We start from the raw sequence: 26,664 nt of genomic DNA on the forward strand, positions 1-26,664 counted from the left end.
GACTGATGGTACAGGCGATGGATTGTCAGACCCGAAGAACTTCCTTTGTTTTCGAGGCTTTTTCGGGCAGAATCGATGGTTCGGCCCTCCACCGGGAGGCCCCGAGCGGTCCGCCCGGACCCATCCCAACGAGAGGGCAGCCGCCCAAGAGGCGCTGCCAGGTAGGAGGAAGAAATGTCCCAGGAAGTCCTGATCGTCCCCAAGCGCGACGCCTTCGGCAAGGCCGCCATCCGCGAGCTCAAGAAGAGCGGCATGATCCCCGCCGTCGTCTACGGCCTCAATGAGCCCCCCGTCGCCATCGCCATCAGCCCCAAGGCCGTGGCGCGCGTGCTCGCCAGCGACACCGGCATGAACTCCGTGATGTTCCTGCAGCGTGAAGGCACCGACATCAAGCGCCACGTCATCATCAAGGACCTGCAGCGCGATCCCATCACCAGCCGCCTGCGCCACGTCGACTTCATGCGCGTGGACATGACCCTCAAGGTCCGCGTCAAGGTTCCCGTCCGCCTGAACGGCACATCCGTCGGCGTGAAGAGCCAGGGTGGCGTGCTTGACTTCGCCCACCGCGAGATCGAGGTCGAATGCCTGCCCAGCATCATCCCCAGCCACATCGACGTGGACATCACCAACCTGGCCGTGGGTGACAGCGTCCGCTTCGAGCAGCTGTCCCTGGCCCCCAACGTCGTCTTCACCGGCGATGCTCACCAGGTCGTCTGCTCCGTGCGCGGCAAGGCCGCCGAGGAAGAGGCTGCCGCCACTCCCGCCGCCGAGCCCGAAGTGGTCAAGAAGGGCAAGAAAGACGAGAAGAAGTAGTTCCTTGGTCTTGATTGCATCTGTGCGACAAACGCGGCTTCGGCCGCGTTTGTCGTTATCGCGCGAGCGAAGCTCGCGCGCATGGGACTGAATCCATGTGGACGCTCGTACCCCTCGGGAATCCCGGCCCTGAATACCAGGACACCCGCCACAACCTGGGCCGCCTCCTGCTCCAGCGCTGGATGGCGGACCGGAACCTCGCGCCCGCCCCCAGGAAGCGCTTCCCCTCGGGCTCGCTCTACCCGCTGTCGGAGCACCTGCAGGCCCTCGTGCCCAGCACGTACATGAACCTGTCGGGCGAGGCCTGCGCCCAGGCCGCGGCGGCGGGCCTCTACCCCCGGCGCATGGTGCTGCTCTACGACGACAAGGACCTGCCCCTGGGCCTGGGCCGCTTCCGCCTGGATGGCTCGGACGGCGGCCACAACGGCCTGCGCTCGGTATTCGGCTGCCTGGATACCCAGGACGTCGCCCGGCTGCGGCTCGGCATCGGCCCCTTCCAGCGGCCCCTGGTGGACTTCGTGCTGGAGCCCTGGACCGATCCCGAGTGGGAGCGCATCGACGCCCTGGACAAGCCCTTCGCCCGCTTCCTCGAGCTGCTGGGCGCCACCGAGGACCTGGGCACCCTGGCGAACCAGGTGAACCCGGCGGAGTTCTGGGGCGCATGAACGCAGACTTTCCGTTGATCTTCCTGGCTTTTCGCGCGAAACTATCCGTTCGCGTCCTCCGTTGGAGGGCTCTTCCTTGCTCCCTGGAACCATAGGGGGCTTCACATCCACAAGGAGGAATGATGCGTCGATACGAGACCATCTTCATCGCCTCCCCCACGCTGACCGACGAGCAGAGCGATGAGCTCGTCAAGCAGTTCGAGGGGATCATTGCCGAGCAGGGTGGCGAACTGCTCAAGACCGACAAGTGGGGCCGCAAGAAGCTGGCCTACGAAGTCCAGAAGTTCAGCGAAGGCTACTACACGCTCTTCGAAATGAACGCCGGCCCCGATCTCATCCACGAGCTCGAGCGTCGCTTCCGCAACAACGACGCCGTGATCAAGTACCTGAGCGTGCGCATGGACGAGGCCGAGAAGGCCGCCGGCCGCACCAAGCAGCGCATCGAGCGCGAGGCCAAGCGCAAGGCCCAGGCTGGAATCAAGGAACGTTCCGCTGAAGAGGTGATGGGATGAAGCGCCGCGCCGATGCCAAGAAGGGCAAGCCCAAGAAGAAGAAGGCTTTTGGGGGACGACGCGCGAAGTTCTGCAAGTTCTGCGTCGAGAAGTCCCTCATGATCGACTACAAGGACGTGAAGACCCTCCAGGCCTTCACCCCCGAGCGCGGCAAGGTGCTGCCCCGCCGCACCAGCGGTGTCTGCGCCATCCACCAGCGCGAGCTCGTGGAAGCGATCAAGCGGGCGCGCAACATCGCGCTGCTGCCTTTCGCCACGGACTAGTCGTTCTCTTCGTCCCTGACGAATGTTGAAGGCCGCCTCCGGGCGGCCTTCGTGTTGTTGATCCTGCCAACAATCAACTCCGTGGCCCCCGGGGTCGAAAAGCAGGCACCCACATCCGTCTGACCCTCATCGCGACTGGATACACGAAGGGAGGCTCCCCTGACCGTTCCCAGCACCGGCAAGGACCCCGCGGTCGTGCTTTGCGTGGACGATGATGCCGCGTCCCGCACGCTGCTGTTGCGCATCCTCGAGCAGCGCTTCGCCAGGGTGCTGGCCGCGAAGGATGGCGCCGAGGGGTTGGACCTCTTCCGGCGGCACGGCCCGGCCTTTGTCATCACGGACATCCAGATGCCGGTCATGGACGGCATTGCCATGGCCCGCGCCATCAAGGCCGAGGCGCCCGCCACGCACATCATCATCACGACCTCCTTCGGCGACGCGGAGCTGATCCTTTCGGCCGTCGACGTCGGCATCGTCGATTACGTCGTGAAGCCGGTCTCGGCCGAGCGGCTCGATGCCTCCCTCGACAAGTGCCTCCGGATCGCCACCCTCGAGCGGCGCCTTCGCCTCGAGAAGGTCCGGACCGAAAGCATTCTGGAAAGCATCGGCGATGCCTTCTTCGCCTTGGACAAGGATTGGCGCTTCACCTACGTCAACCACAGGGCCGAGGATCATTTCCGGATGCGGCGGACCGAACTCCTCGGAAGAGGCTTCCAGGAAGTGTGGAAGGGCCCCCAGGACACCCAGCAGGCCTTCGAGGAGGCCATGAGATCCCAGGAGAAGCGATCCGTCGAGCAGTTCTCGGAGTCGCTCGGGATCTGGCACGAGGTCAGCATCTTCCCCTTGGACGGGGGGATTTCTGTCTACCTCCGGGACGTCACCGAAAGGAAGCGGCACGAAGACGAAATCCGCTTCCTCGCCTTCTACGATCCGCTCACGGAGCTGCCGAACCGCACCCTGCTGAAGGAGCGCCTGGCGAGCGCCATCACGCGCTGCAAACGGAGCGGGCAGCGTGGGGCCGTGCTCTTCCTCGATCTGGACCGCTTCAAGAACATCAACGATTCCCTCGGCCACGAGGTCGGCGACCTGATCCTCAAGGAGGTGGCCCAGCGGCTCCGCACCACCCTGCGGGATTCGGACACGGTGGCGCGGCTGGGGGGCGATGAATTCATCATCCTCCTGGAGGAGTTCAGTCACCCCGAGAACATCCACTCCATCACGCACCGGTTGCTCTTCTCCCTGGCGCAGGAGATCGCCCTGCAGGGCTATTCCCTCCACATCACCTGCAGCATCGGGATCAGCTTCTTCCCGACGGACGGAGAGACCGTGGAGGATCTGCTGAAGGCCTCGGATACCGCGATGTACTTCAGCAAGAGCAAGGGACGGAACACCTATCAGTTCTATTCCGCCGACATGAACAGCAAGACGCTGCGCTATCTCGAGATGGAGAACGCGCTGCGAAAATCCATCCAGAATCAGGATTTCCTGCTGCACTTCCAGCCCCAGGTCGATCTGCGCACCCGCGCCGTGATCGGCTTCGAGGCCCTCGTGCGCTGGCGCCACCCGGAGCTGGGGCTGGTTCCCCCCGACGAGTTCATTCCCCTGGCCGAGGAGACAGGCCTCATCCTCCTCCTGGGCGACTGGGTGCTGGAATCCGCCTGCCGGCAGGCGCGCGCCTGGCTGGACCGCCACACCACCCCGCTTCACGTGGCGGTGAACCTTTCCAGCCGCCAGTTTTGGCAGGGCGATCTGGTGGATTCCATCGCGAGCGGGCTGACGCGCTCGGGTCTACCCGCACAGCACCTGGAGCTGGAGATCACCGAAAGCATGGTGATGCGCGAGGCCGACGTGGCCATCGGCAAGATGCGGGAGCTGGCGGACATGGGCGTCCGGCTTTCCATCGATGATTTCGGCACGGGCTACAGCTCCCTGGCCGCCCTCAGGCAGTTCCCCATCCACACCCTCAAGATCGACAAGTCCTTCGTCCGGGAAGTCACCACCAACGCCAACGACGCCGCGATCGCCGCCTCCATCGTCGCGCTGGCGCACACCATGAACCTGCTCGTGGTGGCCGAAGGCATCGAAGGCGAGGAGCAGGCGGCCTTCCTCCTCGGGAAGGGCTGCGAGATCGGCCAGGGCTACCTGTTCGGGAAACCCATGCCCTCGCATGAAGCCGAGGTCATGCTCTGCGGGCCGCAGAGCTAGGATCTGCCCCTGGGAGGATCAAAGGTCGTGCAGGTGGCGCAGGAGGTCATTCCGGTCGAAGGGCTTGGCCAGCAGCGTGACGCGCGGGTAGGCCTCGATGAGGGCCAGGGCGGCCTGATCCACCTGGCCCGTGGCGAGCAGGATGGGCACCTCGGGCCTCAGGGCGCGAAGCCGCGGCAGCGTTCCGGCCCCGCTCAGGCCCGGCATGTTCATGTCGAGGATCACCAGGTCGGGACGCGCGCCACTCTCCAGTTCGGCCAGGGCCGCTTCGCCGCTGGGTGCCGCCAGGGCCGCGTGGCCGAGGGATTCCAGAAGGGCCTGGGTGGAGGCCCGCACCAGATCGTCATCATCCACGAGCAGGACGGACAGGGCCTGGGAGGGCCCCGTCCCCCCCTCCGGCAGGGCACCGGTTTCGTTCCGCGAGGGTTCCGCGGCGGGGAAACGCAGGCTCACGCGCGTCCCCAGCCCGGGCTCGCTTTGGATCTCCATCTGGCCATGGTGAGCGTTCACCGTGCTGTAGACCATGGAGAGGCCCAGGCCCGTGCCTTTGCCCGCGGGCTTGGTGGTGAAGAAGGGATCCAGCGCCTTCTTCAGAACGTCCTCGGGCATGCCGCAGCCCGTGTCCCCCACTTCGATTTCGATCCAGCCGGAGTCGAGGTTCCGGGTGCGCAGGGTGAGGGTGCCCCGGTCCGGCATGGCGTCCACGGCATTCACACAGAGGTTCATCAGGGCGTGGGAGAGCGCGCTGGCATCGCCCCGGATGGGACGGAGAGCCGGATCCAGGGTCATCTCCAGGCGAACCTTGGCGAGGGTGGTGCGCTCCAGCAGGCTGGTCTCCTCCCGCAGGATGGTGTTCATGTCGAGTTCCTGCTCTTCGGCGGGGTTCTGGCGCGCGAAGCTCAGCAGACTCTTCACCATCTTCCCGCCGCGCTCCGCGGCCTTGATGATCGTCTCGAAGGCGCGCCGGGTGGGGCTCCCCGGGGGCTGGTGCTCCCCGTGGGCGGAGGCCAGTCCGAGGATGGCGCCCAGCACATTGTTCATGTCGTGGGCGACGCCCCCCGCGAGGCTGCCCAGGCTTTCCATCTTCTGGGTCTGTTGCAGCTGGGCCTGGAGCCTGGCCCGCTCGGATTCGGCCCGCCGGCGGTCGGTGATGTCTTCCGCGATGCCCAGCAGATAGCGGGGCGTGCCCTGGGCGTCCAGGAGGGGGATCTTGCGGGTGTGGAGCAGACGCTCGCCACGCGACCTGGTCTGGATGCGCTCCAGCGGGATGTCCAGGAGCCGCTTCTCCGCCAGGACCGCCCGATCCTTGGCCCCGAAAAAGGCCGCCTGGTCCGGCGGGAAGAAATCAGAGTCACTCTTGCCGATCATCTCTTCGCGGGGCCGACCGAGCAGTTCCTCGCCGGCCTTGTTGAGCCGCACGTAGCGGAGGTCCCGGGCATCCTTGACGAAGAGGATGATCGGCAGGTTCTCCAGGATGGCATCGAGGAATTCCCGGCTTTCCCGCAGCTCGGTCTGGTTCGCGGCGATCTGGTCGAGCAGCTGGTCGAAGGCTCCCCCCAGGCGGGAAAGCTCGTCCCCTCCTTCAAGCCCCGAACGGGCCTTCAGGTCCCCGCCTTCGATCAGGCCCATGGTGTGGAGCAGGCGGTCCACCTTGCGGGTGATCAGCGCATCCAGCAGCAGGAACAGGAGGACCGCCGCGAGCAGCCAGAGACCCACGATCCAGGCGGCCTGGATCCGCATCTGATGGCGCGCCTGGGCGAAGGTGAGCGATAGATCGTAGGCCACGAAGAGCCGGCCCCGGTGCTGGGCCCGCAGGGATCCCGAGCCCACCCCGAGATCGATGGGGAAGGCGCCGATCAGCCGCGTGTCGGCCACGGGATGAAGGCGGCCCGGATCGGTAGGGGCTGGAGACACCTTCGCATCGCGAAATCCCTCCAGGGCTTCGGCCGGGCTTCCGATCCACTGGCGCTCGGTGGAAAACCGCACCTTGTCTTCCGGATCGACCAGCACCATGGCCTCGACGCGAGGATCCAATGCGGCCTCCATGAAGCGCCGCTCCGCCAGTTCCCAATCACCGCGAGCGGCGAGGTCTGACAGGGAATTCCGCAGGACGAAGGTCTGTACCTCCAGGCTCTCGGCAGTCTGGGTCCGAACGAGGGCCATTTCCTGCCGGAGGTAGAGGGACATGAACAGGAGGGAACTGGCCACGGCCATCCCCCCCAGGAGCAGGGGGACGATCAGGCGGAGGCGGAAGGAGGCGCTCATGGGCGGCCCGGTCCCGGAAAGAGGCGTGCCGGATCCACCGGACGCCGCAGCAGCCCCTTCTTGAGCATGAGGTCCGCCAGGCGGCGAGCGGGAGGCAGCAGCTCTCCGCCCCGCATCCGCGCCTCGGCGCGCGCATCCGGAAAGGCCAGTCCATCTAGCGTCCGAAGGAAGGCCTCGGGTTCCTGCCCTTCGCGCGGCGCCATCCGCCGGGCGGCCTCCCGGGGTTGGGCGCGAAGGTAGGCCAGGGCCCTGAACCAGGCCTCCCTCAGCTGGGCCACGGCCTCCGGACGCTGCCGGGCCACGCTGCCGCGAACCACCAGCACGTCGAAAATCTCATTCGGAATCTGGCTGCTGTCGAACAGGATCCTCGCCCCCTCCCCCAGGAGCCGCGTCCGTACCGGTTCCAGGGTCACGAGCGCATCGACCGTCCCGTTCCGGTAGGCCGCCACATGGGCCCCCTCGCTCAGGGGCACCACGTGGATGTCCTCAGGCCCGAGGCCGGCCTTGTCCAGGGCGCGACTGAGAAGGTAGGCGCCCACCGCTGACGTCTCCAGGCCCACGCGCCGCCCCTTCAGATCGGCCAGGGTGTGGACCTTGGGTCCCCCCAAAAGGACGTCGGCCCCGTGGGACACATCCATCACGAGCACGACCTGGAGATCCACCCCGTCCTGGAGCACCGTGAAGGCCTCATCCAGCGTCATCGCCGCCGCGGACACCCGGCCGGACTGGAAAGCTCGGATGCAGTCGCTGGTGGTGGGCATCTGCAGCAGCCGGCAGGTCTTGGCGTCCAGCGCCCCCAGTTGCCGCGCCAGGAAGAGGGGTTCGTAGCCGGGCCAGACGCAGGTGGCCACCTGGAGGGGCGGTTCGGGAGGTCGCCCGCAACCAGTCGACAGGACCAGCAGCCAGGTCAGACAGAGCAGGCGCAGGGGGCGGATCATGGGGATGGAATCCGAATTCCGAATACCCCACTCCCTTCGGCCATCGATGGGCAGAAGCGTAATTCCACTCAAGACAGGCAGGGCCTCCCACCATTCGGGAGGGCCCTGCCTGTCATGGTTCCGGGCAAGGCCCGTCCAATACGTTCAATCCGTGACGGCGAAGACCACGCGGTCATTCCGCAGCCGTTCAGGATCCAGGATGCGGATGGTGGCGTACTTCCGGTCCTCGGCCAGAGTCACGGTGTAGTGCTGGTTCTTTACCAGGGATCCTGGCACCACGTTCACCTTGCTGATCTTGGTCAGACCCATGTCCGAAGCCTGGATCTGCAGCTCGGGGTTCGGCCCGTCCAGGGGCAGGTCCTTCACGAAGCGGGCAGCCACGGCCTTGGGGCCCATGCGGTCCTTGGCGAAGATGGGCACGACGATCACGCCTTCCTCCTCCAGCTGTTTCCGCTGGCCGACCAGGTAGTGCAGCGAATTCAGCCGCGCTTTCTGAGCCTGGCTCAGGTTGGTGAGTTCACCCACCTGGGACATCAGGGTGGTCTTCTCCGTGCGCAGGGCATCCACCTCCTCCTGCACCTTGGTCTTTTCGGCCACGAGGCCCACCACCTGGTCGTTCAGCTCCTTGGCCTTGGCCAGGCTGTCATCGCGATCGTGCTCCAGCGCCGCGCGCTGGTTATGGAGATACTCCGTGGGACCGATCATGGCCTTGCCCTGGGTGACGGCCGTGAGATAGGTGCCACCCACGTACTGGTGGTAGACATGCCAGCCAGGCTGGAGATCCTCAATGATGTTGGCCTTGGCCGCGAGGGTCTTGGCCTTCTCTTCCGACAGGCCGCGGCCCTTCAGGTAGCGCACGGCCATGGCGAAGTGGTTGTCCTTCTCCGTGGCGATCTGGGGCTTGGGCAGTTCGGACTGCAGCCGGGCCACCTTCGCCGTGAGCTCGCCGATCTGCTTGTCGCGATCCAGGATTTCCTGGAGCAGGGCCGCGGTGCTGTTGTCCTTCTCGTCCTTCACCCGCGCTTCGAGCAGGGTGCGCTGGGCCGGCGTCAACTGGACGCCCGCGGCATTGGGTTGCAGCCCGGCCTTGGCCATGGCATCGGCCTGGGCCTTGGCCGCGCCCTGGGCCTGGCTTTCCGCCTTCTCGGCCTCGGCCACCTTGCCGACCAGATCCTTGGATTCGGTGGATTCAGTCTGGGATTTCCGGTCGCAGCCCATGGGCAGGGCGAGCATGAGGGGCACCGCCGCGAGGGCGGCCCCGAGAGCAATGGGCCTAAGCAGCTTCATAGACACCTCCTTGGGGTGGGGGTAACGCCAAACGCAGAGAGTGGTGCTTCTTGCGCCGCTCCGCAAGCTCAACCACCTACACCGATGGGACTACTATTTACCAATCAGACCGGACGGGTGCTTGATTTAAGAGCCATGACGCCATTCTTAAACGAGGCTCTCGGGGGAGCCAAACACCCTCACTTTTTTTAAACTTTTTTCGCACCAGGGGCCGGATGACCGGGCCAATCCGGCCTGAGGTAGTCTGGGGGCATGACCGATGCGAACCCGACCCTGAAGCTCCCCATGCCCCTCCGCAGGCAGAAGGCCCTCAAGGCCGCCTGGAAGCCCCTGCTCCTGCAGTGGCTGGTGCCGGGTGCCGGCTACTGGCTCATCGGCGAAAAGGGCCGCGCCAAGGTCTTCTTCGGTGTATGGGTGCTGTTCTGCGTGCTCGGCGCCCTGCAGATGCAGTACGGCGCCGTGGCCGGCGTGAAGGGTGGTGTCTTCGTGCCCGTGCAGGGTTCCTGGCTGCCCACCCTCGGCGCCTTCGGCACGGCGGGCATCGGTCCCGTGTACGGCGCCTTCGCCTGGGCCTTCGGCGGCGCGGGCACCGAGCCCGTGCGCACGCTCACGCAGGAATACGGCGCCACCTACGTGATGGTGGCCGGCCTCCTGAACTGGCTCTGCTGCTTCGACCTCTGGGACCGCATCACGGGCCGCTGGGTGTTCCGCCTGGCGAAGGACGAGCAGATCCAGATCGCCAAGGGCGAGTAGGCGCGTCCTTCTGGCCGCTGGGCGCGCCTTCGGCTGCGCACGCGGCCCTGGCAGCCCGCGATCGGACGTGCCGCGGGCACGTCCTCCCACTCACGGGGCTGAACGCCCCGTTCGCGGAGCGGGGCCCCCGGACGAGCAGATCCAGATCGCCAAGGGCGAGTAGGCGCGTCGCTGGCTGCACGAGAGGGTCCGTGCCACAGTGGAGGCACCCCCTCGGAGTGACCATGGAACCGCCTCGCCAGGCCTCGGCTGAAGCGTCCCTGCGCCTGCCTGCGGCCACGATCTTCCTGAGCGCGTTCCTGCTCTTCCAGGTGCAGCCCATGGTCGGGAAGCTGGTGCTGCCCTGGTTCGGCGGCAGCGCCGGGGTCTGGACCACCTGCCTGCTCTTCTTCCAGACCCTCCTGCTGGCGGGCTACCTGTACGCCCACATGGTGATGCGCCACCTGACCCATCGCCACCAGGTGCGCCTGCATGGCGCGCTTCTGCTGGTGGCCTGCCTGAGCCTGCCCCTGCGCCTGCACCCCTGGTTCAGGCCCACGGGCGGCGCCGAGCCGCTGGGCCGCCTCCTGGGCCTCCTGATGCTTACCGTCGGCCTGCCCTACCTGGTGCTCTCCACCACGGGCCCCCTGGTGCAAGCCTGGGTGGCGCGGCGGGGCCAAGTCCCCTACCGCCTCTTCGCCCTGTCGAACCTGGCCTCCATGCTGGCGCTCCTCAGCTACCCCATCTGCGTGGAGCCCTTCCTTCCGCTTAAGACGCAGTCCTGGGGCTGGTCCGTGGGATTCGTCGCGTTCGCGGCGCTGGTGTTCAGCCTGGCTCGGCGCCACGCATCGGAAGGTCCAGCCCTTTCCCTCCCCCACGCCGAGGCCGCGCCCTCTTCGCCGCCGGTACAAACATGGCTCTGGGTCGCCTTCGCCGCCCTGCCCTCGATCCTGCTCATGGCCGTCACCACGCACCTGAGCACCAACGTGGCGCCGATCCCCTTCCTCTGGGTGCTGCCCCTGGGCCTCTACCTGCTCAGCTTCATCCTCTGTTTCGACGGGACGCGCTGGTACCGGCGCGGCCTCTTCCTGGGGATGCTGCCCCTGCTCCTGACGCTCATGTCGATGTCGCTGAGCCCGGATTTCCGCTACGCCGACTATCGCTTCGAGGCCCTGAGCGCGGCCGCGGGCTGGCTGGGTTCGGTGAGGGGCCAGGTCGCGCTGTTCAGCCTCGGCTTGTTCGTCGCCTGCATGGTGGCCCACGGCGAACTGGCCCGGCGGCGCCCCCATCCGCGCTTCCTCACGGGCTTCTACCTGCGTCTCAGCCTGGGCGGCGCCCTGGGCGGCATCTTCGTGGCCTGGGCCGCGCCGCACCTCTTCACGACCTACCTGGAACTGCCCCTGGGACTCGCCGCCGCGGCCGCCCTGGCGGGGCTGGCCCTGGCCTGGGATCCGGGCCCCCGCTCCCGTTGGAAGGTCGTATCGGCTGGCGCCTTAGGCCTGCTCACCGCCGGTCTGGGAGTCCATGCGCTCCGGCTGGATCGGGACGCGGACCGCATCACCGTCGCCCGGGGCCGCAACTTCTACGGCACCCTGGCGGTCTTCGACAACCCCGAACGGACCTGGCGCACCCTGGCCCACGGCACCATCACGCATGGCGGGCAGTTCCTGGATCCCGCCAAGGCGGATCGCCCCTCGACCTACTATGGCCCGGATTCCGGCGTGGGTCTCGCCATCGCCAGCCTGGGCGAAGGTCCCCGGAAGCTCGGCGTGGTGGGCCTGGGCGCCGGCAGCCTCGCGGCCTATGGGCGCGCCGGTGACCGGCTGCGCTTCTACGAAATCAACGCCATGGTCGAACCCTTCGCCCGTAAGCACTTCACCTACCTCGGACACGGCCGGGCCGCCGCAGACATCGTGCTCGGGGACGCCCGCCTCAGCCTGGAGGCCGAAGCGCCGCAAGGCTACGACCTGCTGGCCATCGACGCCTTCTCCAGCGATGCGATCCCCGTGCACCTGCTGACCCGCGAGGCCTTCGCGCTCTATTTCCGGCACCTGAATCCGGGGGGGATCCTGGCGGTCCACGTCTCCAACCGCTACCTCGCGCTGCAGCCCGTGGTGCGGGCCGCCGTGGACGCCTTCGGATGGCAGGCCCGCGTGGTGGACACGGAATCGGACCAGGACGAGGGCACCTACGGCTCCACCTGGGTGCTGGTCACGCGGGACGGATCCTTCTTCGATCGCCCTGCCTTCCAGGACAACGAGGATGTGAAACCCCTCCCCGCCGCCTCGCTGGTCTGGCGGGACGACTTCAGCAACCTGTTCCGCGCCCTGAAGTGACTAGCCGTCGGTCTTGAGGCTCTTGGCCAGCAGCTGGGTGCGGATGAAGGCGTCGATGTCGCCGTCCAGCACCTTCTGGGTCTGGCTCGTCTCTTCGCCGGTGCGGTGGTCCTTCACCATCTGGTAGGGCTGCAGCACGTAGCTGCGGATCTGGCTGCCCCAGGCCACGTCGGCCTTGTCGCCGCTGGCGGCGGCCACCTTCTCCTGGAACTTGCGTTGCTCCAGCTCGTAGAGCCGGCCCTGCAGCACCTTCAGGGCCGTCGCGCGGTTCTTGATCTGGCTGCGTTCGTTCTGGCAGCTCACCACGATGCCCGTGGGCAGGTGGGTGAAGCGCACGGCGGATTCGGTGCGGTTCACGTGCTGGCCACCGGCGCCGCTGGCGCGGAAGACGTCGATCTTCAGATCCTTCTCGGGGATGTCGACGTTGATGGTGTCGTCCAGCTCGGGGCTCACGTAGACGGCGGCGAAGCTGGTGTGGCGCCGCTTGGCGGAATCGAAGGGGCTGATGCGCACGAGGCGGTGGACCCCGGCCTCGGCCCGCAGGTAGCCGTAGGAGAAGGGCGCATCGACGATGAAGGTGGCGCCCTTGATGCCGGCCTCCTCCCCGTCCTGGTAGTCGATCATCTCGGTCGCCCAGCCCTTGGATTCGCAGAAGCGCAGGTACATGCGCAGCAGCATGGCCGCCCAGTCCTGGCTTTCGGTGCCGCCGGCGCCGGGCGCGATGGCGACGATGGCGTGGTTGTTGTCCAGTTCGCCGCTGAGCATCATGCGCAGTTCGGCATCCTCGATGGCCTTGCGAAGGTCGCCCTCGACGGCTTCGGCCTCCAGGAGCATGTCCGCATCCTCCCGGGCCAGCTCCAGCCCGGTCTCCAGATCCTCCAGCCCACCGGTCAGGCGCTTGGCCAGGGCGATGTCGTTGCTGATGGTGCCCCGCTTCTGCAGGAGGGGCTTGGCCGCCTCGGGGTCGTCCCAGAAGCCCGGGGCCGTGGTCCGCTCCTCGATCTGTTCCAGTTCCAGAGCCTTCCGCTCGGGGTCGAGGTGGGCGACCAACTGCTGGACGCGAGGCTCCAGCTCGTTCTTGGCGCGCACCAGACTCTCGAAATCCATCGTCAGCATCTCCACCCTGGCTTCCAGGGAACCTTTGAGTTTAAGGCAATCGGAGATCTCCAGGCCCACGGTATTCTGGATGGATGCCCGGTTTCATCCCCGTGATCCCCGCCGACCTGGAGCCCACCATCCGTGGGGTCCTGACCGGCCATGGGGGCGTCCCCCTCGCCTGGGCCCGCTGGGAGCACCCGGAACCCAAGGGCCGGGTGGTCATCTCCCACGGCTATGGCGAGCACGGCGAGCGCTACCGGCACACGGCCCACTGGCTGCACAGCCTCGGCTGGTCCGTCTCCAGCATGGACCACCGCGGGTTCGGCCGTTCCGGCGGGATCCGCGGGGATGCGGTGGGCATCCGGGCCTTCGTGGATGACCTCGCCCTCTTCCTGCGCCAGGAGCGCCGCTACGACGCCGAGCGCACGGGCGCCAAGGCCCGGGTGGTGGATGGCGTGCCCATGCCCCCCCTGGCCGTCTGCCCCCAGGTGGTGCTGGGCCACAGCTTCGGTGGCCTGGTCGCCCTCCTCACCCTGCTCTGGCACGCCGACACCCTGGACGGCCTCATCCTGTCGGCCCCCGCCGTGGCGGTGCGCTCGAACTCCAAGCTGCTGGTGATCCTGTCCCGCTTTCTCCGCTGGTTCATGCCCCATCGGCCCCTGCACCTGCATGGCGACAAGAGCCAGGTCTGCTCCGACCCCGTGATCGTCCAGCGCTATGAGGCCGACCCCCTCTGCCACCGCTGGGCCACCGCCGCCTTCGGGGCCGCCCTAGACGAGGGCCGGGCCGAGGTGCTGCCTTTGGGCCACGAGCTGGACCGCCCCATGCTCCTGCTGGAATCCGAGACCGACACCATCGTCGATCCGGACGCCTCGGAGGCCCTGTGGTCCGCGGTGCGGCCGGGGCTCCTGGAACGCCACCGGCTGCCCGGCTTCTACCACGAGATCTTCCACGACCGGCTCCGCGCCCAGGCTCAGGCCCTGGTGGAGCCCTGGCTCGAGAAGCTGCGCGGGGCCTGGAACCCTTCCCCGCGGAACTCTTCACATCGTCCCGCCATGTCTGTAGTGCTGTCTCCGGAGTCCGCATGAAGCGCATCCTCACCGCCCTCACCCTGACCGCCGCCCTGGCGGGTCTGGGCCTGGGCTGCCGCAAACCGAAGACCGTCGACACCAGTGTCTCGGCCGCCCAGCTGCTGGCCACGGCCGACAAGCAGATGAAGCAGGGCAAGTTCACGGATGCCCGCACGACCCTGCGGCACCTGGAGCAGTACCTGCCTGGATCCGCAGAGTTCCCCAAGGCCAAGCTCATGCTGGGCGACAGCTTCTTCTTCCAGGGCAGCCCCAGCTATCCCGAAGCAGAGGTGGAATACAGCAGCTTCCTGAATTATTTCCCCCGCCATGAACTGCGGGACTACGCGATGTACCACCGCGCGCTCTGCCACTTCTCCTCCATCGAAAGCGCCGAGCGCGACCAGGCCGAAACCCGCAAGGCCCTCGCCGGCTTCCAGGAGCTGCTCACGGAATCCCCGGGCAGCCCCTACGCCGGGGAGACCCGGGCCAAGATCCTGCAGTGCTGGCGCCGCATCGCCGAGCACGAGCTGGTGGTGAGCATCTTCTATGTCAACACCTACTACTACCCGGGCGCCGAGCGGCGCCTGAAGAGCCTGCTGGAGACCTACCCCGACTACGTGGATCGCGAGCGGGCCTATTACTACCTGGGCGAGGCCATGCGTCAGCGGCTCGTCATGCCGGATGAGCTGGTGGTATTCGGCAAGGAATACGCCGCCAAACTCCAGAAGGAGGACCTGAAGGACCTCACGAAGGAGCAAACGCAGGAATACGGCAAGGAACTTCTCGTCTTCATCAAGTCCCGCAATGATGGTTACCGGGCCGAAGCCAAGAGCTACTACCAGAAGCTGGTGGAAAGCTATCCGGGCTCCGAGTGGGCCCGCAAGGCCGCCGACCGCCTCATCACCATGGGCACCAGCGGCGTGAAGGAAGACCTCGACAGTTAATGCTGTCCGGGGGTTCCCCCCGCCACGCATGCGTGGCGGGGATCTAGTGACCCGCTGCGCGGACACCCCCGGGCCCCCGCGGCCGGGTCGAGGTAAACTCGCCCCGGCCTTTTCGATTCTCCCGGGGGTTCCCCGCTGCGCGGACACCCCCGGGCCCCCGCGGCCGGGTCGAGGTAAACTCGCCCCGGCCTTTTCCTTTTCTCCGGAGGCGCCATGGAACTCAGCAGCCTCGGCCTCGGCACCTACCTGGGGGCCTCCTCAGATGCGGCGGATGCGGCCTATGTGGAGGCGGCATCCGCCTTTTTCGCCACGGGCGGAAACGTCTTCGACACGGCCGCGAACTACCGTGATGGCCGTTCGGAACGGGCCCTGGGCGCGGCTTTCAAGGCCTTCCGCCGCGAGGATTTCTTCGTCTCCACCAAGGCGGGCTACATCCCCATGCCCGAACCCAATCCCGACGAGGGGCCCCGGGCCTGGTTCCACCGCGTGCTCGAGGGCCCGGGCATCCTGTCCGTGGACGATCTGGTGGACGGCTGCCACGCCATGACGCCCCGGTACCTGGCCCACCAGCTGGACATCAGCCGCCAGGCCCTGGGCGTCGATACCCTCGACCTCTTCCACCTGCACAACCCCGAGCAGCAGCTGGCGCACCTGGGGCCCGAGGCCTTCTACGCCCGGATCGAACAGGCCTTCGAAGCCTGCGAGGGATTCGTCGCCGCAGGGAAGATCCGCGCCTACGGCGTGGCCACCTGGAACGGCTTCCGCGTGCCACCGGGATCCGACGGACACCTGAGCCTCGCCCGCCTGCTCGAGGCCGCCGCACGAGCAGGCGGGAAGGACCATCACTTCCGCTGGATCCAGCTGCCCCTCAACCTCGCCATGCCCGAAGCGTTCCTCGCGCCCACCCAGGAGCTCGGCGGCGAGACGATGACGATCCTGGCGGCCGCGCAGGCCTCGGGCCTCTCCGTGCAGACCTCGGCTTCCATCATGCAGGCGCGCATCCTGCGCCAGCTGCCCGACGGTTTCGCCGAAGCCCTCGGACTGCAGACCCCAGCCCAGGCGGCGCTCCAGTTCACGCGCTCCTGCCCGGGCGTGACCACCGCCCTCTGCGGCATGGGCCGCGCGGCGCACGTGGCCGAGAACACCGCCGTCATGGCCCACCCGAAGCTGGATCCCATCGCCCTGGAAAGCCTGTTCGGATGATGCTCATGGCCATCACGCCGGGCCGTGGATTCGAGGCGCCCGCCTGGCGCGTCGTCCTGACCAGCGGCATCGACGCCTTCCTCATCCGCGAAAAGGAACTTTCCGCACGACGGCTTCTGGAGGCCGCCCGGTGGTGCCAGGACACGGCGCCATCCGTGACACTCTGGGTGGCGGGACGCCTCGACGTGGCCTTCGCTGCCGGCTGCGGACTCCACGCCCCCGAGGCCCATCCCGATCTGGAACCCGGCCTGGTGCCCCTTTCCCGCCCGCTGCATTCCGAGGACCAGTGGCTGGCCCGACAGATGGCGGACCAGTTGCTGATCTCCCCCGTGTTCGCCAGTCCGGGCAAGGGCGAGCCCTGGGGCGTCGAGCGCTTGCACCGCTTCCTCGATGGACTCCCCGAGGCAGGGCCGCGCCTCCTGGCCCTCGGTGGCGTCGATCCCACTAGGGCACAAGCGCTGCGCCACCCCCGCCTGGCGGGCCTCGCCGCCATCCGGCCCTTCTGGGAAGGCGACCCGCGCCGCAGCGTGGCCGACTTCCGCGCGGCGGAGTGATCGGCACCCATTGCGCGTATCCTCATCCCATGTTTCGTGACTTGAGAGAGAAGGTCAGCGCGCCGCGCCGCACCGTGGCCTGGATCCTTTTGGGCCTCCTGGTGCTCGCGGCGGCCTTCGTGCTGCCCCGGATCACGCCCCACCCCGCCGTGCATCGCGCGGCCGACGTGATCCTCTGGTCCGCCCTGGCCTACGGCGCCATCCGGGTGATCTCGTTCCTGCTGCTCGACCCGCTGCTGAGCCAGCGCCAGACGGCCACGCCGGGCTTCGCGCGGGATCTCCTCGTTGTCGGACTGTATCTCGTGGCCGTGGGCGGCATCCTGCGCGAGGTCCTGCAGGTGAGCCTGGGCCAACTGCTGGGCACCGGCGCCATCGCGGCGGCCGTGGTGGGCCTCAGCCTCCAGGAGGTGCTGGGCAACCTCTTCGCAGGCATCTCTCTGCACCTTGATCCGGCCTTCGAGGAGGGCGACTGGCTGGAGATCACCGGCAATCTGCGCGGCGGGCCGGGCCGCGAAACGCTCATCGGCCAGGTGGAAGCCATGACCTGGCGCACCGTGCAGCTGCGCACCGAGAACGGCGACATGGACATCCTGCCCAACCGCGTCATCGCGCAGGCCGTCGTCACCAACCTCTACGTGCCCTCGGGCCTGCACCGGCGCACGTCCAAAATCATCGTCGAACCCCGGCCCGACCTGCACGTGGGTCTGGGCGCCCTCACCCGGGCCCTCGCGGGGCTCCCGCACCTGGCCCATCACCCTCCCGAGGTGGTGGTGCACAGCTCCGACATGGGGGGCGCGGTGCTCGAAATGCGATTCTGGGCCCTGGGCTTCCGCCACGGGCGCCAGGCCACCTTCCAGGCCACGCGCCTCGCCGCCAGCGTCCTGCCCCGGGAGGGGTTCCGCCTGATGGGGCCCCACGGCCCCACTCCCCTCGTCGTCCATTCCGAAAGCCTTCCGAGCGCCTCGCTCATGGCCGAGATCGTCCGCGAACTGGGCCTGCCCGAGCACTGGATCGAGGATCTGCGCCCCCATCTGAAGCGGCACCTGCTGGCCCCCGGCGAAGGCGTCATCCGCGAGGGCGATCCGGGGAATTCGCTCTTCGCCGTCCACCGCGGCACGCTGCAGGTGGTGCGCGCCGAGGAGCGGCAGGCGCCCTACACGGGCCTCTTCTGGAAGCCCCTGGCGGATCTGGGGCCGGGCCAGTGGTTCGGCGAGGCCAGCCTGCTGACGGGCGCGCCCCGCAATGCGACGGTGGTGGCCCTCACGGAAGCCGAGATCCTCGAACTGCCCAAGGAGGCCTTCGAGGCTTCCCTCAAGCGGGAGCCCGAACTGCTGGAGCGCCTCGTGGATCTCATGGATCGCCGGGAGCGCGAAACCGCCGAGGTGAGCGCGCCCAAGGAGGGCCGCCGCACCCTGTGGGCGCGCCAGGTGCGCGCCTGGTTCGGTCTCGGTTGAATCCAAGCGAAGCTTCCGCGGTCTGCGCTGGAAGCCCGCGCTATCCTGGACGGGGAGGAGCCATGGACTTGCCAGAGAATCTGCATCAGCTGGTGAGCGAACTGGGCGATTCCCTGCTCAAGGCGCTGGCCGAGGACGACCATTGCCGCGATCTGGCCTTCCAGATCCAGGCCAAGGGTTATGGTCTGATGCTGATCCTCGAGGCCTCGCCCATGAGCCTCGGGCCCCGGGAATTCCCCGAAAGCGAGGAGGGCGATGCGTCGCTGCCCTTCTCCGAGGATGACCTGCGCCTGATGAAATCCTTCAAGATCAAGATGGACTGAGGCATGGCGGCCCTGTGGGATCTCCCGGCGCCCGAGGCCGGTAGCACCGCGCGCCCCAACGCCGCGGGCCTGGGTCGCGAGGAACTGGCCGCGCTTCTCGCGGGCATGGGCGAACCCGCCTGGCGCGGCAAGCAGCTATTCTCGGGCCTGCTCCGCCAGCGCTGGACCCGCTGGGAACAGTTCTCGAACCTTGCGAAAGCCCTGCGCGCGCGCCTGGAAGCCGAGGTGGATCTGGCTTGGCCCGCCATCATCCAAAGTCAATCGTCGGCGGACGGCTCGACGAAGCACGTCTTCGAGTTGAAGGACGGAAAGCAGGTCGAGGGCGTGCACATGCCCTACGCAGCCCGGGGGTCCGGTCTGCGACCTACACCCCCGGAGCCCCCGCGCCAGACTCAGGCGCAGCCTGAGTCTGGCTTCGAAGATCTCGATCGCGTGACGCTCTGCCTGTCCAGCCAGGTGGGCTGTGCCATGGGCTGCACCTTCTGCGCCACCGGTCAGATGGGCATCATCCGCAACCTCAGCGCCGCGGAGATCGTGGGCCAGGTGGTGGCCATGTTGAACCATCACGCGCATCCGCTGGACCGCCCCGTCAACCTGGTGTTCATGGGCATGGGCGAGCCCCTGCACAACTTCGATCACCTCATGGCCGCCTTCGCGACGCTCACGGATCCCGAAGGGCTCGCCATTCCCCCGCGCCGCATCACGGTCTCCACGTCGGGTCTCGTGAGCGCCATCGAGCGGCTGGGCACCTACGCCCGGAGGCCCCGACTGGCCCTCAGCCTGAACGGCACCACCGACGAGCACCGCTCGCGCATCATGCCCGTGAACCGCGTCTGGAACCTGGAGGCTCTGGCCAGCGCGCTGAGCCGCTTCCCGCTGCAATCCGGCGAGCGCATCACCCTCGAATACGTCCTGCTGAAGGGCGTCACCGACAGCCTCGAAGATGGTCGGCGCCTCGCCGCCTTCGCGCGGCGCTTCCCCGCCAAGGTGAATCTGATCCCGTTCAATCCCCACGAGGGATCGGGCTTCGAAGCCCCGGAGGAATCGCGCATCAGCGCCCTCTGTCGCCTGCTGTCGGAGGCGGATCTGCCCGTCAGCGTGCGGCGCAGCCGGGGCCAGGATGTGGCGGGCGCCTGCGGTCAGCTCGTGCGCGAGGGCCAGTCCCGCCATCCGAAACGGATCTGATGTGAACGAAGGGGGACCGCCCGGACGCATTGCGCCCCCTGCGTCCCCCCTCGTGCACCCCCACGTGGCCTCCGGGCCGAGCCCGGCCACCACGTCCGACTTCGGTCATGCTGGTAGGGTGTCCCCCGCGCCGAAACCCTTTTTCGAAACCCTCCACGCCCTCCTCGACATGGAGGGCGAGATCACGCTGGGCGAACTGCTGGACGCGGCCGGCGAACAGACCTATGGCCTGCTCACCCTGCTCCTTTCGCTGCCGAACCTCATCCCTGGGCTCAACATCGGCCTGGCCCCCGTGGGCGGCATCGGGCTCATGGCCCTCGGGGCCCAGCTGGCCTGGGGCGAGTCGCACCCCTGGGTGCCCCGGCGCGTCCAGACCCAGCCCATCCACAAGGGCCGCATCAAGGACGCCCTCGCCAAGTTCGAATTCCAGCTCAACCGCTTCCGCTGGCGGGGTGCCGAGCAGCGCCCCCTGAACCACCGGTGGATGGGCGCGCTCATCGCCTGGACGGGCTTCCTCCTCGCCCTCCCCGTGCCCCTTCCCTTCGGCAACCAGCTACCCGCGGCGATCCTCTGCCTGCTGGGCGCGGCCCTGCTCGAAGAGCGGCCCGCCTGGGCCTGGATCGGTGCCGCGGGCACCTTCGGCAACACCCTGTACTTCGCCTCCAGCTTCGGCCTCATCCTGCGCGCCTTCACGAAGGCCTTCCACGCCCTGGTGCACTGATGCGCTTCGATGCCCTCACCCTCTTTCCGGAATTCTTCGAGGCCGCCCGCCTGGGCATCACGGGTCGCGCCTTCCGCGACTTGGGCCACACCCTCCACACCCACAGCTACCGGCCCTTCTCGGGCAACGCCTTCGGCCACGTGGATGATTCCCCCTTCGGCGGCGGGCCGGGCATGGTGCTGCGACCCGAGGTGCTGCGGGACACCCTGGCCTCCCTGCCCCGCGAAGGACTCGGTCGCGTCATACATTTCACGCCGGCCGCGCCGCCCCTCACCCACGCCAAGGTGCTGGAACTGGCCCGCCTGGACCAGCTGATTCTCGTCTGCACGCGCTACGAGGGGCTGGATCAGCGGGCGGTGGACCACTGCATCGACGAGGAGTTCAGCATCGGTGAGGCCGTCCTCAGCGGGGGCGAACTGCCCGCCCTCTTCCTCATCGATGCCGTCTGCCGCTGGCTGCCCGGCGTGCTGGGCAACGAGGCCTCCGCCGAGCAGGACAGCTTCGCCACGGGTCTGCTCGATCACCCCCACTTCACCCGCCCGGCGGTGTTCGAGGGGCTGGAGGTGCCCCCCGTCCTCCAGGGCGGCGACCACGGGGCCATCCGGCTGTGGCGCCTGCGCGAAGCCATGGCCCGCACGAAGCGCCTGAGGCCCGACCTCTGGGCCGCCTTCCTGCGGGACCGGCTGGCTGGCCTGGACCGCCCGGCCCAATGGTGCGCCTGGCAGGTGGAGCACCCCCAGGACTGGGAACGGCCCAAGCCCCGGGGCTGGAAGGGGTGGAAATCCCAATGAGCTCTTCCCTTTTCGGGGCATTCCGATAGACTGGTGGACTCCCCGTCTGGGGACTTTCGAGCCATGTCCGCCGATCTCGGTGTGGGACCGCTGGCCCAGGAGCCCACATGAGCCACATCATCGACCAACTCGAAGCCAGCCTGCTTCGGTCCGATCTGCCCCGCATCCAGCCCGGCGACACCGTCAAGGTGCACGTCAAGGTGAAGGAAGGCGAAAAGGAGCGCATCCAGCTCTTCCAGGGCATCATCATCGGCATCAAGGGCGGCGGCATGCGCACCTCCTTCACCGTCCGCAAGGTCGCGAGCGGTGTGGGTGTGGAGCGTATCTTCCCCCTCAACAGCCCCACCATCGACAAGCTGGAAGTCGTGCGCCACGGCAAGGTCCGCCGCGCCAAGCTCTACTTCCTGCGCGAGAAGCTCGGCAAGGCCGGCCGCCTCAAGGAGCGCCGCACCGAGAACGGCGAGTAGACCCTGCTGCTTCGATCCAAGGCGCCCGCAAGGGCGCCTTTTTTATTGTCCCATAAAATGCATGTCGCGAGAACTAACCCTTGCTAGATCTTTATTTCTAATTTGTTTTTTGGGTGACTAAAAAAGATCGGCGCTACGCCTTCTGTGGAAAAATGAACTCGGATGCCCCGACCGGTCAATCCAGGGCGACCATCCCCAGGAGGAACCATGAAGACCCCGACCCTCAGCGCCCTGGCCTTCCTGACCGCCGCCCTCTCGCTTCAGGCGGAGGCCCCCCGCTACGGCGTGCAGGGCCTCGTGAACCTCCCCCTCGGCGACCTCAAGACCTACGTCGACAACAACCCGGGCCCGGGCTTCGGCGTCCACGGCACCTTCGATCTGGGCGACGGCCACATGCTGCGCCCCCGCCTGGACTACAGCATCTACCCCGAAGCCTCTTTCACCACCATCAAGCAGACCGCCCACAACCTCAGCCTGGGCGGGGACTACCTCTACTTCATCGCCGAGAAGCCCGAGGGCCTCTACGTGACGGCCGGCCTTTCGGCGGTCCGGTGGTCCTTCGAGCACAAGGACCCCACGTCGAAGGTCACCAGCACCACCACCAAGGTCGGCCTGGCCGCCGGCCTCGGCTACCAGTGGAACGCCACCGTCGGCACTGAGCTCCGATGGCTGCACTCCCCCGTCTCCAGCGCGTTCAAGGGCGATGCCGTGCAGGTCGGCGTCACCATCCGGTTCTAGACGCATTCAGACGCCCACGCCGAGATCTGTGCGGAGTGGCCGCCCCGGGACTGGTGTGGAATGCCGCGCCAGGTGAGGCAGTTCGCCACAGAAATGGCAGAGCCCTCGGCTCATGTGGCGCGGTACATGGGGATATTCATATCGGCACGGCCCCTGCCTAGATGAGCCAACGCTCGATGTGCCGAGCCTTATCTCAAGGAGCTGCCATGCCCCTCCCCCGCGGTCTGTACCTGCTTCCGCTGGCCCTCGTCGGCCTTGGCCTCGCCGCCGAGGACGCCCCCGAGAAGGCCCCCAAACCGCGCCGTTGCGAAGCCTTCGGCGCCAGCATCCAGGCGAACCTTCCCCTGCGCGACCTGCAGGACGATCTGGACCATCGCACGGGCCTCGGCCTGGGCCTGCAGTGGACCCATGACCACGGCGACTTCCACGCCAGCCGCACGCGCTTCGAATGGAACGTCTTCCCCGAAAGCCATCCCGTGGGGCCCCTCGGCACCACGACCTACGCGAAGAACCTGGTGCTGAGCTTCGATCACCTGTGGCGCCTAAGTGACGGCCCCACGGGCGTCTACCTCGTGGGCGGCCTGGGCGGCGTGCGCTGGACCCTCGATCAGAAGACGCCGACGGCCTCGTCCGATCTGCAGACCACCAAGCTCGCCGTCACCGCCGGTGTCGGCCTGCAGGTGGCCCGGCACCTGAGTCTCGAAGGCCGCTACGTCTTCAGCGGCATCCAGAAGACCTTCGATGCCAACACCGTGCAGATGAGCCTGGGCTGGCGTTTCTAGCTCAGCCCATATTCCTTCCAGCGCCGCGCGATCCGCGCCTGGATCTCATCCGGGAACGTGAGGTCGCGCGGCCACTCGCGCGGATAGCCGTCCCAGGGGCGGTTCTTGCGGGTGGCGTCGATGCCCACCTTGCTGCCGAAGGCGAAGCGGTCGGCGGCATGGTCCAGCACGTCGAGCGGGCCTTCGGTGAAGAGCATGTCGCGCCGTGGATCCACATTGCTCGTGAGGCGGAAGAGCACCTCGTTCAGATCGTGGGGATCGATGTCTTCGTCCACCACGACGATGCCCTTGGTGAACATGATCTGGCCCGTGCCCCAGATGGCGTTCATCACCTTCTGGGCATGGCCGGGGTATTCCTTCTTCATGCTCAGGATCACGAGATTGTGGAAGGCGCCGGCGGCGGGCAGGTGCATGTCGCGGATCTCGGGCAGCACCATGCGCAGAAGGGGCAGGAAGATCCGCTCGGTGGCGAGTCCCAGGTAGGCGTCCTCCTGGGGCGGACGACCCACGATTGTCGCTGGAAACACTGGATTCTTGCGCATGGTGACGGCTTCCACGTGCAGCACGGGGTAGTCGTCGGCCAGGGAATAGTAGCCCGTGTGATCGCCGAAGGGCCCCTCGCGGCGCAATTCCCCGGGGTTCACGTAGCCTTCGATGACGAGTTCGCTGTTGGCGGGCACCTCGAGATCGTTCGTCACGCAGGAGACCATGTCCATGCCTTCGCCACGGAGGAAGCCCGCGAACATCACCTCGCTGAGGAAGGGCGGCAGGGGCGCCGTGGCGGCGTAGGTCAGCGCCGGATCGCCGCCGAAGCTCACGGCCACGGGCATGCGTTCGTTGCGATCGTAGCCGTGACGGTTCCGTGCGCCGTCGTGGTGCAGCTGCGTGTGGAAGCCCAGGGTGCGGTCGTCGTAGACCTGCAGCCGGTAGAGGCCCACGTTGCGGTGCCCCGTCTGCTTGTTGCGCGTGTGGCTCATGCCGAGCGTGATGAAGGGGCCACCGTCCTCGGGCCATGTGGTGAGCACGGGCAGGTCCGTGAGCTTCACCTGGTCGCCCTTCAGCACGATCTCCTGGCAGATGCCTTTACGCACGGTCTTGGGCATCCAGTTGCTCACTTCCGCCAGCACCGGCAGCTTGGCCAGCTTTTCGAAAAAGCCCGTGCCGGGCTTGGGCATGGCCTCCTGCACCAGCTTGTCGATGCGGTCCGCGATGGCATCCAGGCCGCGCGGTTCCTTGTCCACGCCCAGGGCCATCTCCATGCGCTTGAGGCTGCCGAAGACGTTCATGGCCACGGGCATGGCCTTGCCCGTGGGCCGTTCGAAATACAGAGCCTTGCCGCCGCCGGGTTGCTTCGACACGCGATCCGCGATGGCTCCCATTTCGAGGTTGGGATCCACCTCGGTCTTGATCCGCGCCATCTCGCCCGAGGCTTCGAGCTGTTTGAGGAAGGACTGGAAGTCATGGCTCATGCGCCATGATCCCATCCCCGTTGGTACGGCGAAAGCCACCGTTGGTTCAAATTCCTGGACCCTCAACGGAGCGCGGGTCGATCCTGGGGACATGGCGCGCCAAAGCTTCATCCGCACTTCACCCCTTCGGTGGGCCCTCCAGGCCATCCTCCTGGGGGCAGCCGTCGGACTGGCGCTGGCCCTGGCCTTCGGCACCAAGAACTGGCATCCCCTTCAGTCCATGCTCGTGGGCGTCATCTTCAGCGTGGTGATGTGGGGCGGCTTCGATCTGCTGCAAACCCCCTTCGAGCGGCTGCCCGCCCATTGGCCGCCCGCGCGGGTCGGGCTCTTCGCCTCCCTTTGGCTGCTCCTGCTGTACCTCGTGCTCCTGGGCATCGCGGTGGGATTGGTTTGGCTCTGCACGGGCATCAACCTCGTCAGTTCGCGACTCGTCCTCATGCTCACAGGCATGGCGGGACTGGCGGCCTCGGGCGTCATCGCCACCAAGGAGACCGTCGAACATCAGGTGCAGATCGAACGGAATCTCGTCAAAGCAGAGGCCCGGGCCAGCTTCCTGGGCCTGCAGGCCCAGTTGCAGCCGCACACGCTGTTCAATGCACTCAACACCATCGCCGCGCTCATCCCTGAAGATCCCCAGCGCGCCGAGGAGGCCACCGAGCGCCTGGCCCAGCTTCTGCGCCGCATCCTGGGCGCCCTGGAACATCCCGAGTGGAGCCTGCGGGAGGAGTTCCTGCTGCTGGAACACCTGCTCCGCCTGGAGGAACTGCGCTTCGGCGATCGCCTGCATTTCGAGCTGCGGCTGGATCCCGCCATGGCCGAGGTTTCCATGCAGCCCCTGCTCCTGCTGCCGCTGGTGGAGAACGCGCTCAAGCACGGCTTCCGGCCCAAGGTGGGGCCCTGCCACCTGAAGGTCGAGGCCAAGAAAGGGAGCATCCGCATCGAGGACGACGGCGTGGGCCGCTCCTCGCAGGCGCCCGAAGGCCTGGGCCTGCGCACGGTGCGCGAGCGCCTTCTGGCCGCGGGAGGATCCCTCCATTGGCCCGAGGTCGCGACGGGCTGCGCCGTGGAAGTGAGGCTCTGATGGCCCTGCGCTACGCCCTCATCGAGGACGAACCCCCGGCCCGGTCGCGCTTGAAGCGCCTGGTGGCGGAACTGGACCCTTCGGCCCAGTGCATCGGCGAGGCGGGGGATGGCGTGGCGGGCCTCACACTGCTGCAAACCACCCAGCCCGACCTGCTCTTCCTCGATATCGAATTCCCACCCGAGGGCGCCTTCGGGCTCCTTCGCAAGGCGCGCGACCTGGGGCTTGCCCTGCCCCCCATCGCCTTCGTCACCGCCTTCGATCAGCACGCCCTGGAGGCCTTCCGCTGGGCGGCCTGCGATTACCTGCTGAAGCCGCTGGAGCGGGAACGCTTGGCGGAAACGCTAAATCGCACACGGCCCAAGGAAGCAGGGTTAGATCTCGGACTCCTCATGCAGGCCCTGGAAGCCACGCGGCGCAAGGAAATGCCGGAGCGCTTCACCGTGCTGGTGAAGGGCCGCATCCTCGTGCTGGCCTGGGCCACCGTGAGCCACCTGCGCACGGAAAACCGCCTGCTCTTCGTGCACACGCCCGAGGGCCGATTCGTGCTGGACCGCAGCCTGGATGAGTTGGAAACCCTGCTGGCGCCCCGCTTCTTCCGCACCCATCGCTCGGCCATGGTGGCCATGGACGCCATCCAGGAGCTGGTACCGGATCCCGGCGGCACGGGCGAACTCCGTCTCCGCGATGGCGCACGGGTGCCCGTGAGCCGCGAGCGCATGCCCGACCTGCGCGCGCGACTGGGAACGGCCTAGCGCCATTCGTCCG

The 26,664-nt window shown here is 67.4% G+C and carries 26 protein-coding genes; 21 read left to right on the top strand and 5 right to left on the bottom strand.

Going from position 1 to position 26,664, the window contains the following annotated elements; translation table 11 throughout:
* Positions 1-174 precede the first annotated feature (174 nt).
* The 5 genes from QSJ34_RS14575 (at position 175) to QSJ34_RS14595 (ending at position 4,458) form a co-directional block, all read left to right on the top strand.
* The gene (locus QSJ34_RS14575) at positions 175-813 is read left to right on the top strand and encodes a 50S ribosomal protein L25 (protein ID WP_285576540.1); all 639 of its coding nucleotides are present in this window, start codon (positions 175-177) and stop codon (positions 811-813) included.
* 95 nt (positions 814-908) lie between these two features.
* Complete coding sequence (gene pth / locus QSJ34_RS14580; protein WP_285576542.1) at positions 909-1,478, top strand: aminoacyl-tRNA hydrolase; 570 nt, start codon at positions 909-911, stop codon at positions 1,476-1,478.
* A 122-nt stretch (positions 1,479-1,600) separates the two neighbouring features.
* On the top strand, positions 1,601-1,990 hold the full coding sequence (gene rpsF / locus QSJ34_RS14585; RefSeq protein WP_285576545.1) for a 30S ribosomal protein S6: 390 nt from the start codon (positions 1,601-1,603) through the stop codon (positions 1,988-1,990).
* On the top strand, positions 1,987-2,253 hold the full coding sequence (gene rpsR / locus QSJ34_RS14590; protein WP_285576547.1) for a 30S ribosomal protein S18: 267 nt from the start codon (positions 1,987-1,989) through the stop codon (positions 2,251-2,253). The genes rpsF and rpsR overlap by 4 nt, the downstream gene beginning before the upstream one ends.
* A gap of 204 nt (positions 2,254-2,457) precedes the next feature.
* Positions 2,458-4,458, top strand: a complete 2,001-nt coding sequence (locus QSJ34_RS14595; RefSeq protein WP_285576549.1) for a putative bifunctional diguanylate cyclase/phosphodiesterase — start codon at positions 2,458-2,460, stop codon at positions 4,456-4,458.
* Between the two features lie 18 nt (positions 4,459-4,476).
* On the opposite strand, the gene QSJ34_RS14600 is transcribed toward QSJ34_RS14595, so the two are convergent.
* The 3 genes from QSJ34_RS14600 to QSJ34_RS14610 all read right to left on the bottom strand — a co-directional run bounded on the left by QSJ34_RS14600 (position 4,477) and on the right by QSJ34_RS14610 (position 8,948).
* Complete coding sequence (locus QSJ34_RS14600; RefSeq protein ID WP_285576551.1) at positions 4,477-6,723, bottom strand: hybrid sensor histidine kinase/response regulator; 2,247 nt, start codon at positions 6,721-6,723, stop codon at positions 4,477-4,479.
* Positions 6,720-7,661 carry an ABC transporter substrate-binding protein gene (locus QSJ34_RS14605; RefSeq protein WP_285576553.1) on the bottom strand — a complete coding sequence of 314 codons (942 nt, stop codon included), beginning with the start codon at positions 7,659-7,661 and terminating at the stop codon, positions 6,720-6,722. Before QSJ34_RS14605 ends, QSJ34_RS14600 begins: the two co-directional genes overlap by 4 nt.
* A gap of 144 nt (positions 7,662-7,805) precedes the next feature.
* Entirely contained in the window at positions 7,806-8,948 is a 1,143-nt protein-coding gene (locus QSJ34_RS14610; RefSeq protein WP_285576555.1) for a hypothetical protein, read from the bottom strand.
* Between the two features lie 252 nt (positions 8,949-9,200).
* Between QSJ34_RS14610 and QSJ34_RS14615 the strand changes: the two genes are divergently transcribed.
* Both QSJ34_RS14615 and QSJ34_RS14620 read left to right on the top strand, forming a co-directional pair.
* The gene (locus QSJ34_RS14615) at positions 9,201-9,701 is read left to right on the top strand and encodes a DUF6677 family protein (protein WP_285576556.1); all 501 of its coding nucleotides are present in this window, start codon (positions 9,201-9,203) and stop codon (positions 9,699-9,701) included.
* Between the two features lie 224 nt (positions 9,702-9,925).
* Positions 9,926-12,016 (top strand): fused MFS/spermidine synthase, encoded by a 2,091-nt coding sequence (locus QSJ34_RS14620; RefSeq protein WP_285576558.1) that lies wholly within the window; start codon positions 9,926-9,928, stop codon positions 12,014-12,016.
* Here the strand turns inward: QSJ34_RS14620 and prfB are convergent, their stop codons facing one another.
* The gene (prfB, locus tag QSJ34_RS14625; protein WP_285576905.1) at positions 12,017-13,123 is read right to left on the bottom strand and encodes a peptide chain release factor 2; all 1,107 of its coding nucleotides are present in this window, start codon (positions 13,121-13,123) and stop codon (positions 12,017-12,019) included.
* Positions 13,124-13,206: 83 nt separating this feature from the next.
* Between prfB and QSJ34_RS14630 the strand changes: the two genes are divergently transcribed.
* The 12 genes from QSJ34_RS14630 (at position 13,207) to QSJ34_RS14685 (ending at position 23,346) form a co-directional block, all read left to right on the top strand.
* Entirely contained in the window at positions 13,207-14,202 is a 996-nt protein-coding gene (locus tag QSJ34_RS14630; protein WP_285576560.1) for an alpha/beta hydrolase, read from the top strand.
* The gene (locus QSJ34_RS14635) at positions 14,199-15,128 is read left to right on the top strand and encodes an outer membrane protein assembly factor BamD (protein WP_285576562.1); all 930 of its coding nucleotides are present in this window, start codon (positions 14,199-14,201) and stop codon (positions 15,126-15,128) included. The genes QSJ34_RS14630 and QSJ34_RS14635 overlap by 4 nt, the downstream gene beginning before the upstream one ends.
* Positions 15,129-15,341: 213 nt before the next feature.
* Positions 15,342-16,331: an aldo/keto reductase gene (locus QSJ34_RS14640; protein ID WP_285576564.1), complete on the top strand. Its 990-nt coding sequence runs from the start codon at positions 15,342-15,344 to the stop codon at positions 16,329-16,331.
* Between the two features lie 5 nt (positions 16,332-16,336).
* Positions 16,337-16,885, top strand: a complete 549-nt coding sequence (locus QSJ34_RS14645) for a thiamine phosphate synthase (RefSeq protein ID WP_285576566.1) — start codon at positions 16,337-16,339, stop codon at positions 16,883-16,885.
* Positions 16,886-16,926: 41 nt separating this feature from the next.
* Entirely contained in the window at positions 16,927-18,339 is a 1,413-nt protein-coding gene (locus tag QSJ34_RS14650) for a mechanosensitive ion channel family protein (RefSeq protein WP_285576568.1), read from the top strand.
* A 62-nt stretch (positions 18,340-18,401) separates the two neighbouring features.
* Positions 18,402-18,662 (top strand): hypothetical protein, encoded by a 261-nt coding sequence (locus QSJ34_RS14655; protein ID WP_285576569.1) that lies wholly within the window; start codon positions 18,402-18,404, stop codon positions 18,660-18,662.
* Between the two features lie 3 nt (positions 18,663-18,665).
* Complete coding sequence (gene rlmN / locus QSJ34_RS14660; protein WP_285576571.1) at positions 18,666-19,847, top strand: dual-specificity RNA methyltransferase RlmN; 1,182 nt, start codon at positions 18,666-18,668, stop codon at positions 19,845-19,847.
* 118 nt (positions 19,848-19,965) lie between these two features.
* Positions 19,966-20,568, top strand: a complete 603-nt coding sequence (locus QSJ34_RS14665; protein WP_285576575.1) for an exopolysaccharide biosynthesis protein — start codon at positions 19,966-19,968, stop codon at positions 20,566-20,568.
* The gene (gene trmD, locus QSJ34_RS14670; RefSeq protein ID WP_285576577.1) at positions 20,568-21,359 is read left to right on the top strand and encodes a tRNA (guanosine(37)-N1)-methyltransferase TrmD; all 792 of its coding nucleotides are present in this window, start codon (positions 20,568-20,570) and stop codon (positions 21,357-21,359) included. The genes QSJ34_RS14665 and trmD overlap by 1 nt, the downstream gene beginning before the upstream one ends.
* 107 nt (positions 21,360-21,466) lie before the next feature.
* Positions 21,467-21,826 carry a 50S ribosomal protein L19 gene (gene rplS / locus QSJ34_RS14675; protein ID WP_285576583.1) on the top strand — a complete coding sequence of 120 codons (360 nt, stop codon included), beginning with the start codon at positions 21,467-21,469 and terminating at the stop codon, positions 21,824-21,826.
* A 207-nt stretch (positions 21,827-22,033) separates the two neighbouring features.
* Positions 22,034-22,564, top strand: coding sequence for an outer membrane beta-barrel protein (locus QSJ34_RS14680; protein WP_285576602.1), 531 nt, complete (start codon positions 22,034-22,036; stop codon positions 22,562-22,564).
* 206 nt (positions 22,565-22,770) lie between these two features.
* Complete coding sequence (locus QSJ34_RS14685) at positions 22,771-23,346, top strand: outer membrane beta-barrel protein (RefSeq protein ID WP_285576612.1); 576 nt, start codon at positions 22,771-22,773, stop codon at positions 23,344-23,346.
* Here QSJ34_RS14685 and QSJ34_RS14690 read toward each other — a convergent pair.
* Positions 23,343-24,815, bottom strand: a complete 1,473-nt coding sequence (locus QSJ34_RS14690; RefSeq protein WP_285576617.1) for a menaquinone biosynthesis decarboxylase — start codon at positions 24,813-24,815, stop codon at positions 23,343-23,345. The two genes, QSJ34_RS14685 and QSJ34_RS14690, sit on opposite strands and share 4 nt — an antisense overlap.
* Positions 24,816-24,906: 91 nt before the next feature.
* Here QSJ34_RS14690 and QSJ34_RS14695 point away from each other — a divergent pair, with 91 nt between their 5' ends.
* Together QSJ34_RS14695 and QSJ34_RS14700 are read left to right on the top strand one after the other, a co-directional pair.
* Positions 24,907-25,896: a sensor histidine kinase gene (locus tag QSJ34_RS14695; protein WP_285576618.1), complete on the top strand. Its 990-nt coding sequence runs from the start codon at positions 24,907-24,909 to the stop codon at positions 25,894-25,896.
* Positions 25,896-26,651 carry a LytR/AlgR family response regulator transcription factor gene (locus QSJ34_RS14700; RefSeq protein WP_285576621.1) on the top strand — a complete coding sequence of 252 codons (756 nt, stop codon included), beginning with the start codon at positions 25,896-25,898 and terminating at the stop codon, positions 26,649-26,651. The genes QSJ34_RS14695 and QSJ34_RS14700 overlap by 1 nt, the downstream gene beginning before the upstream one ends.
* Positions 26,652-26,664 lie beyond the last annotated feature (13 nt).

The organism is Geothrix limicola (assembly GCF_030268085.1).
Taxonomy (GTDB): Bacteria; Acidobacteriota; Holophagae; order Holophagales; family Holophagaceae; genus Geothrix; species Geothrix limicola.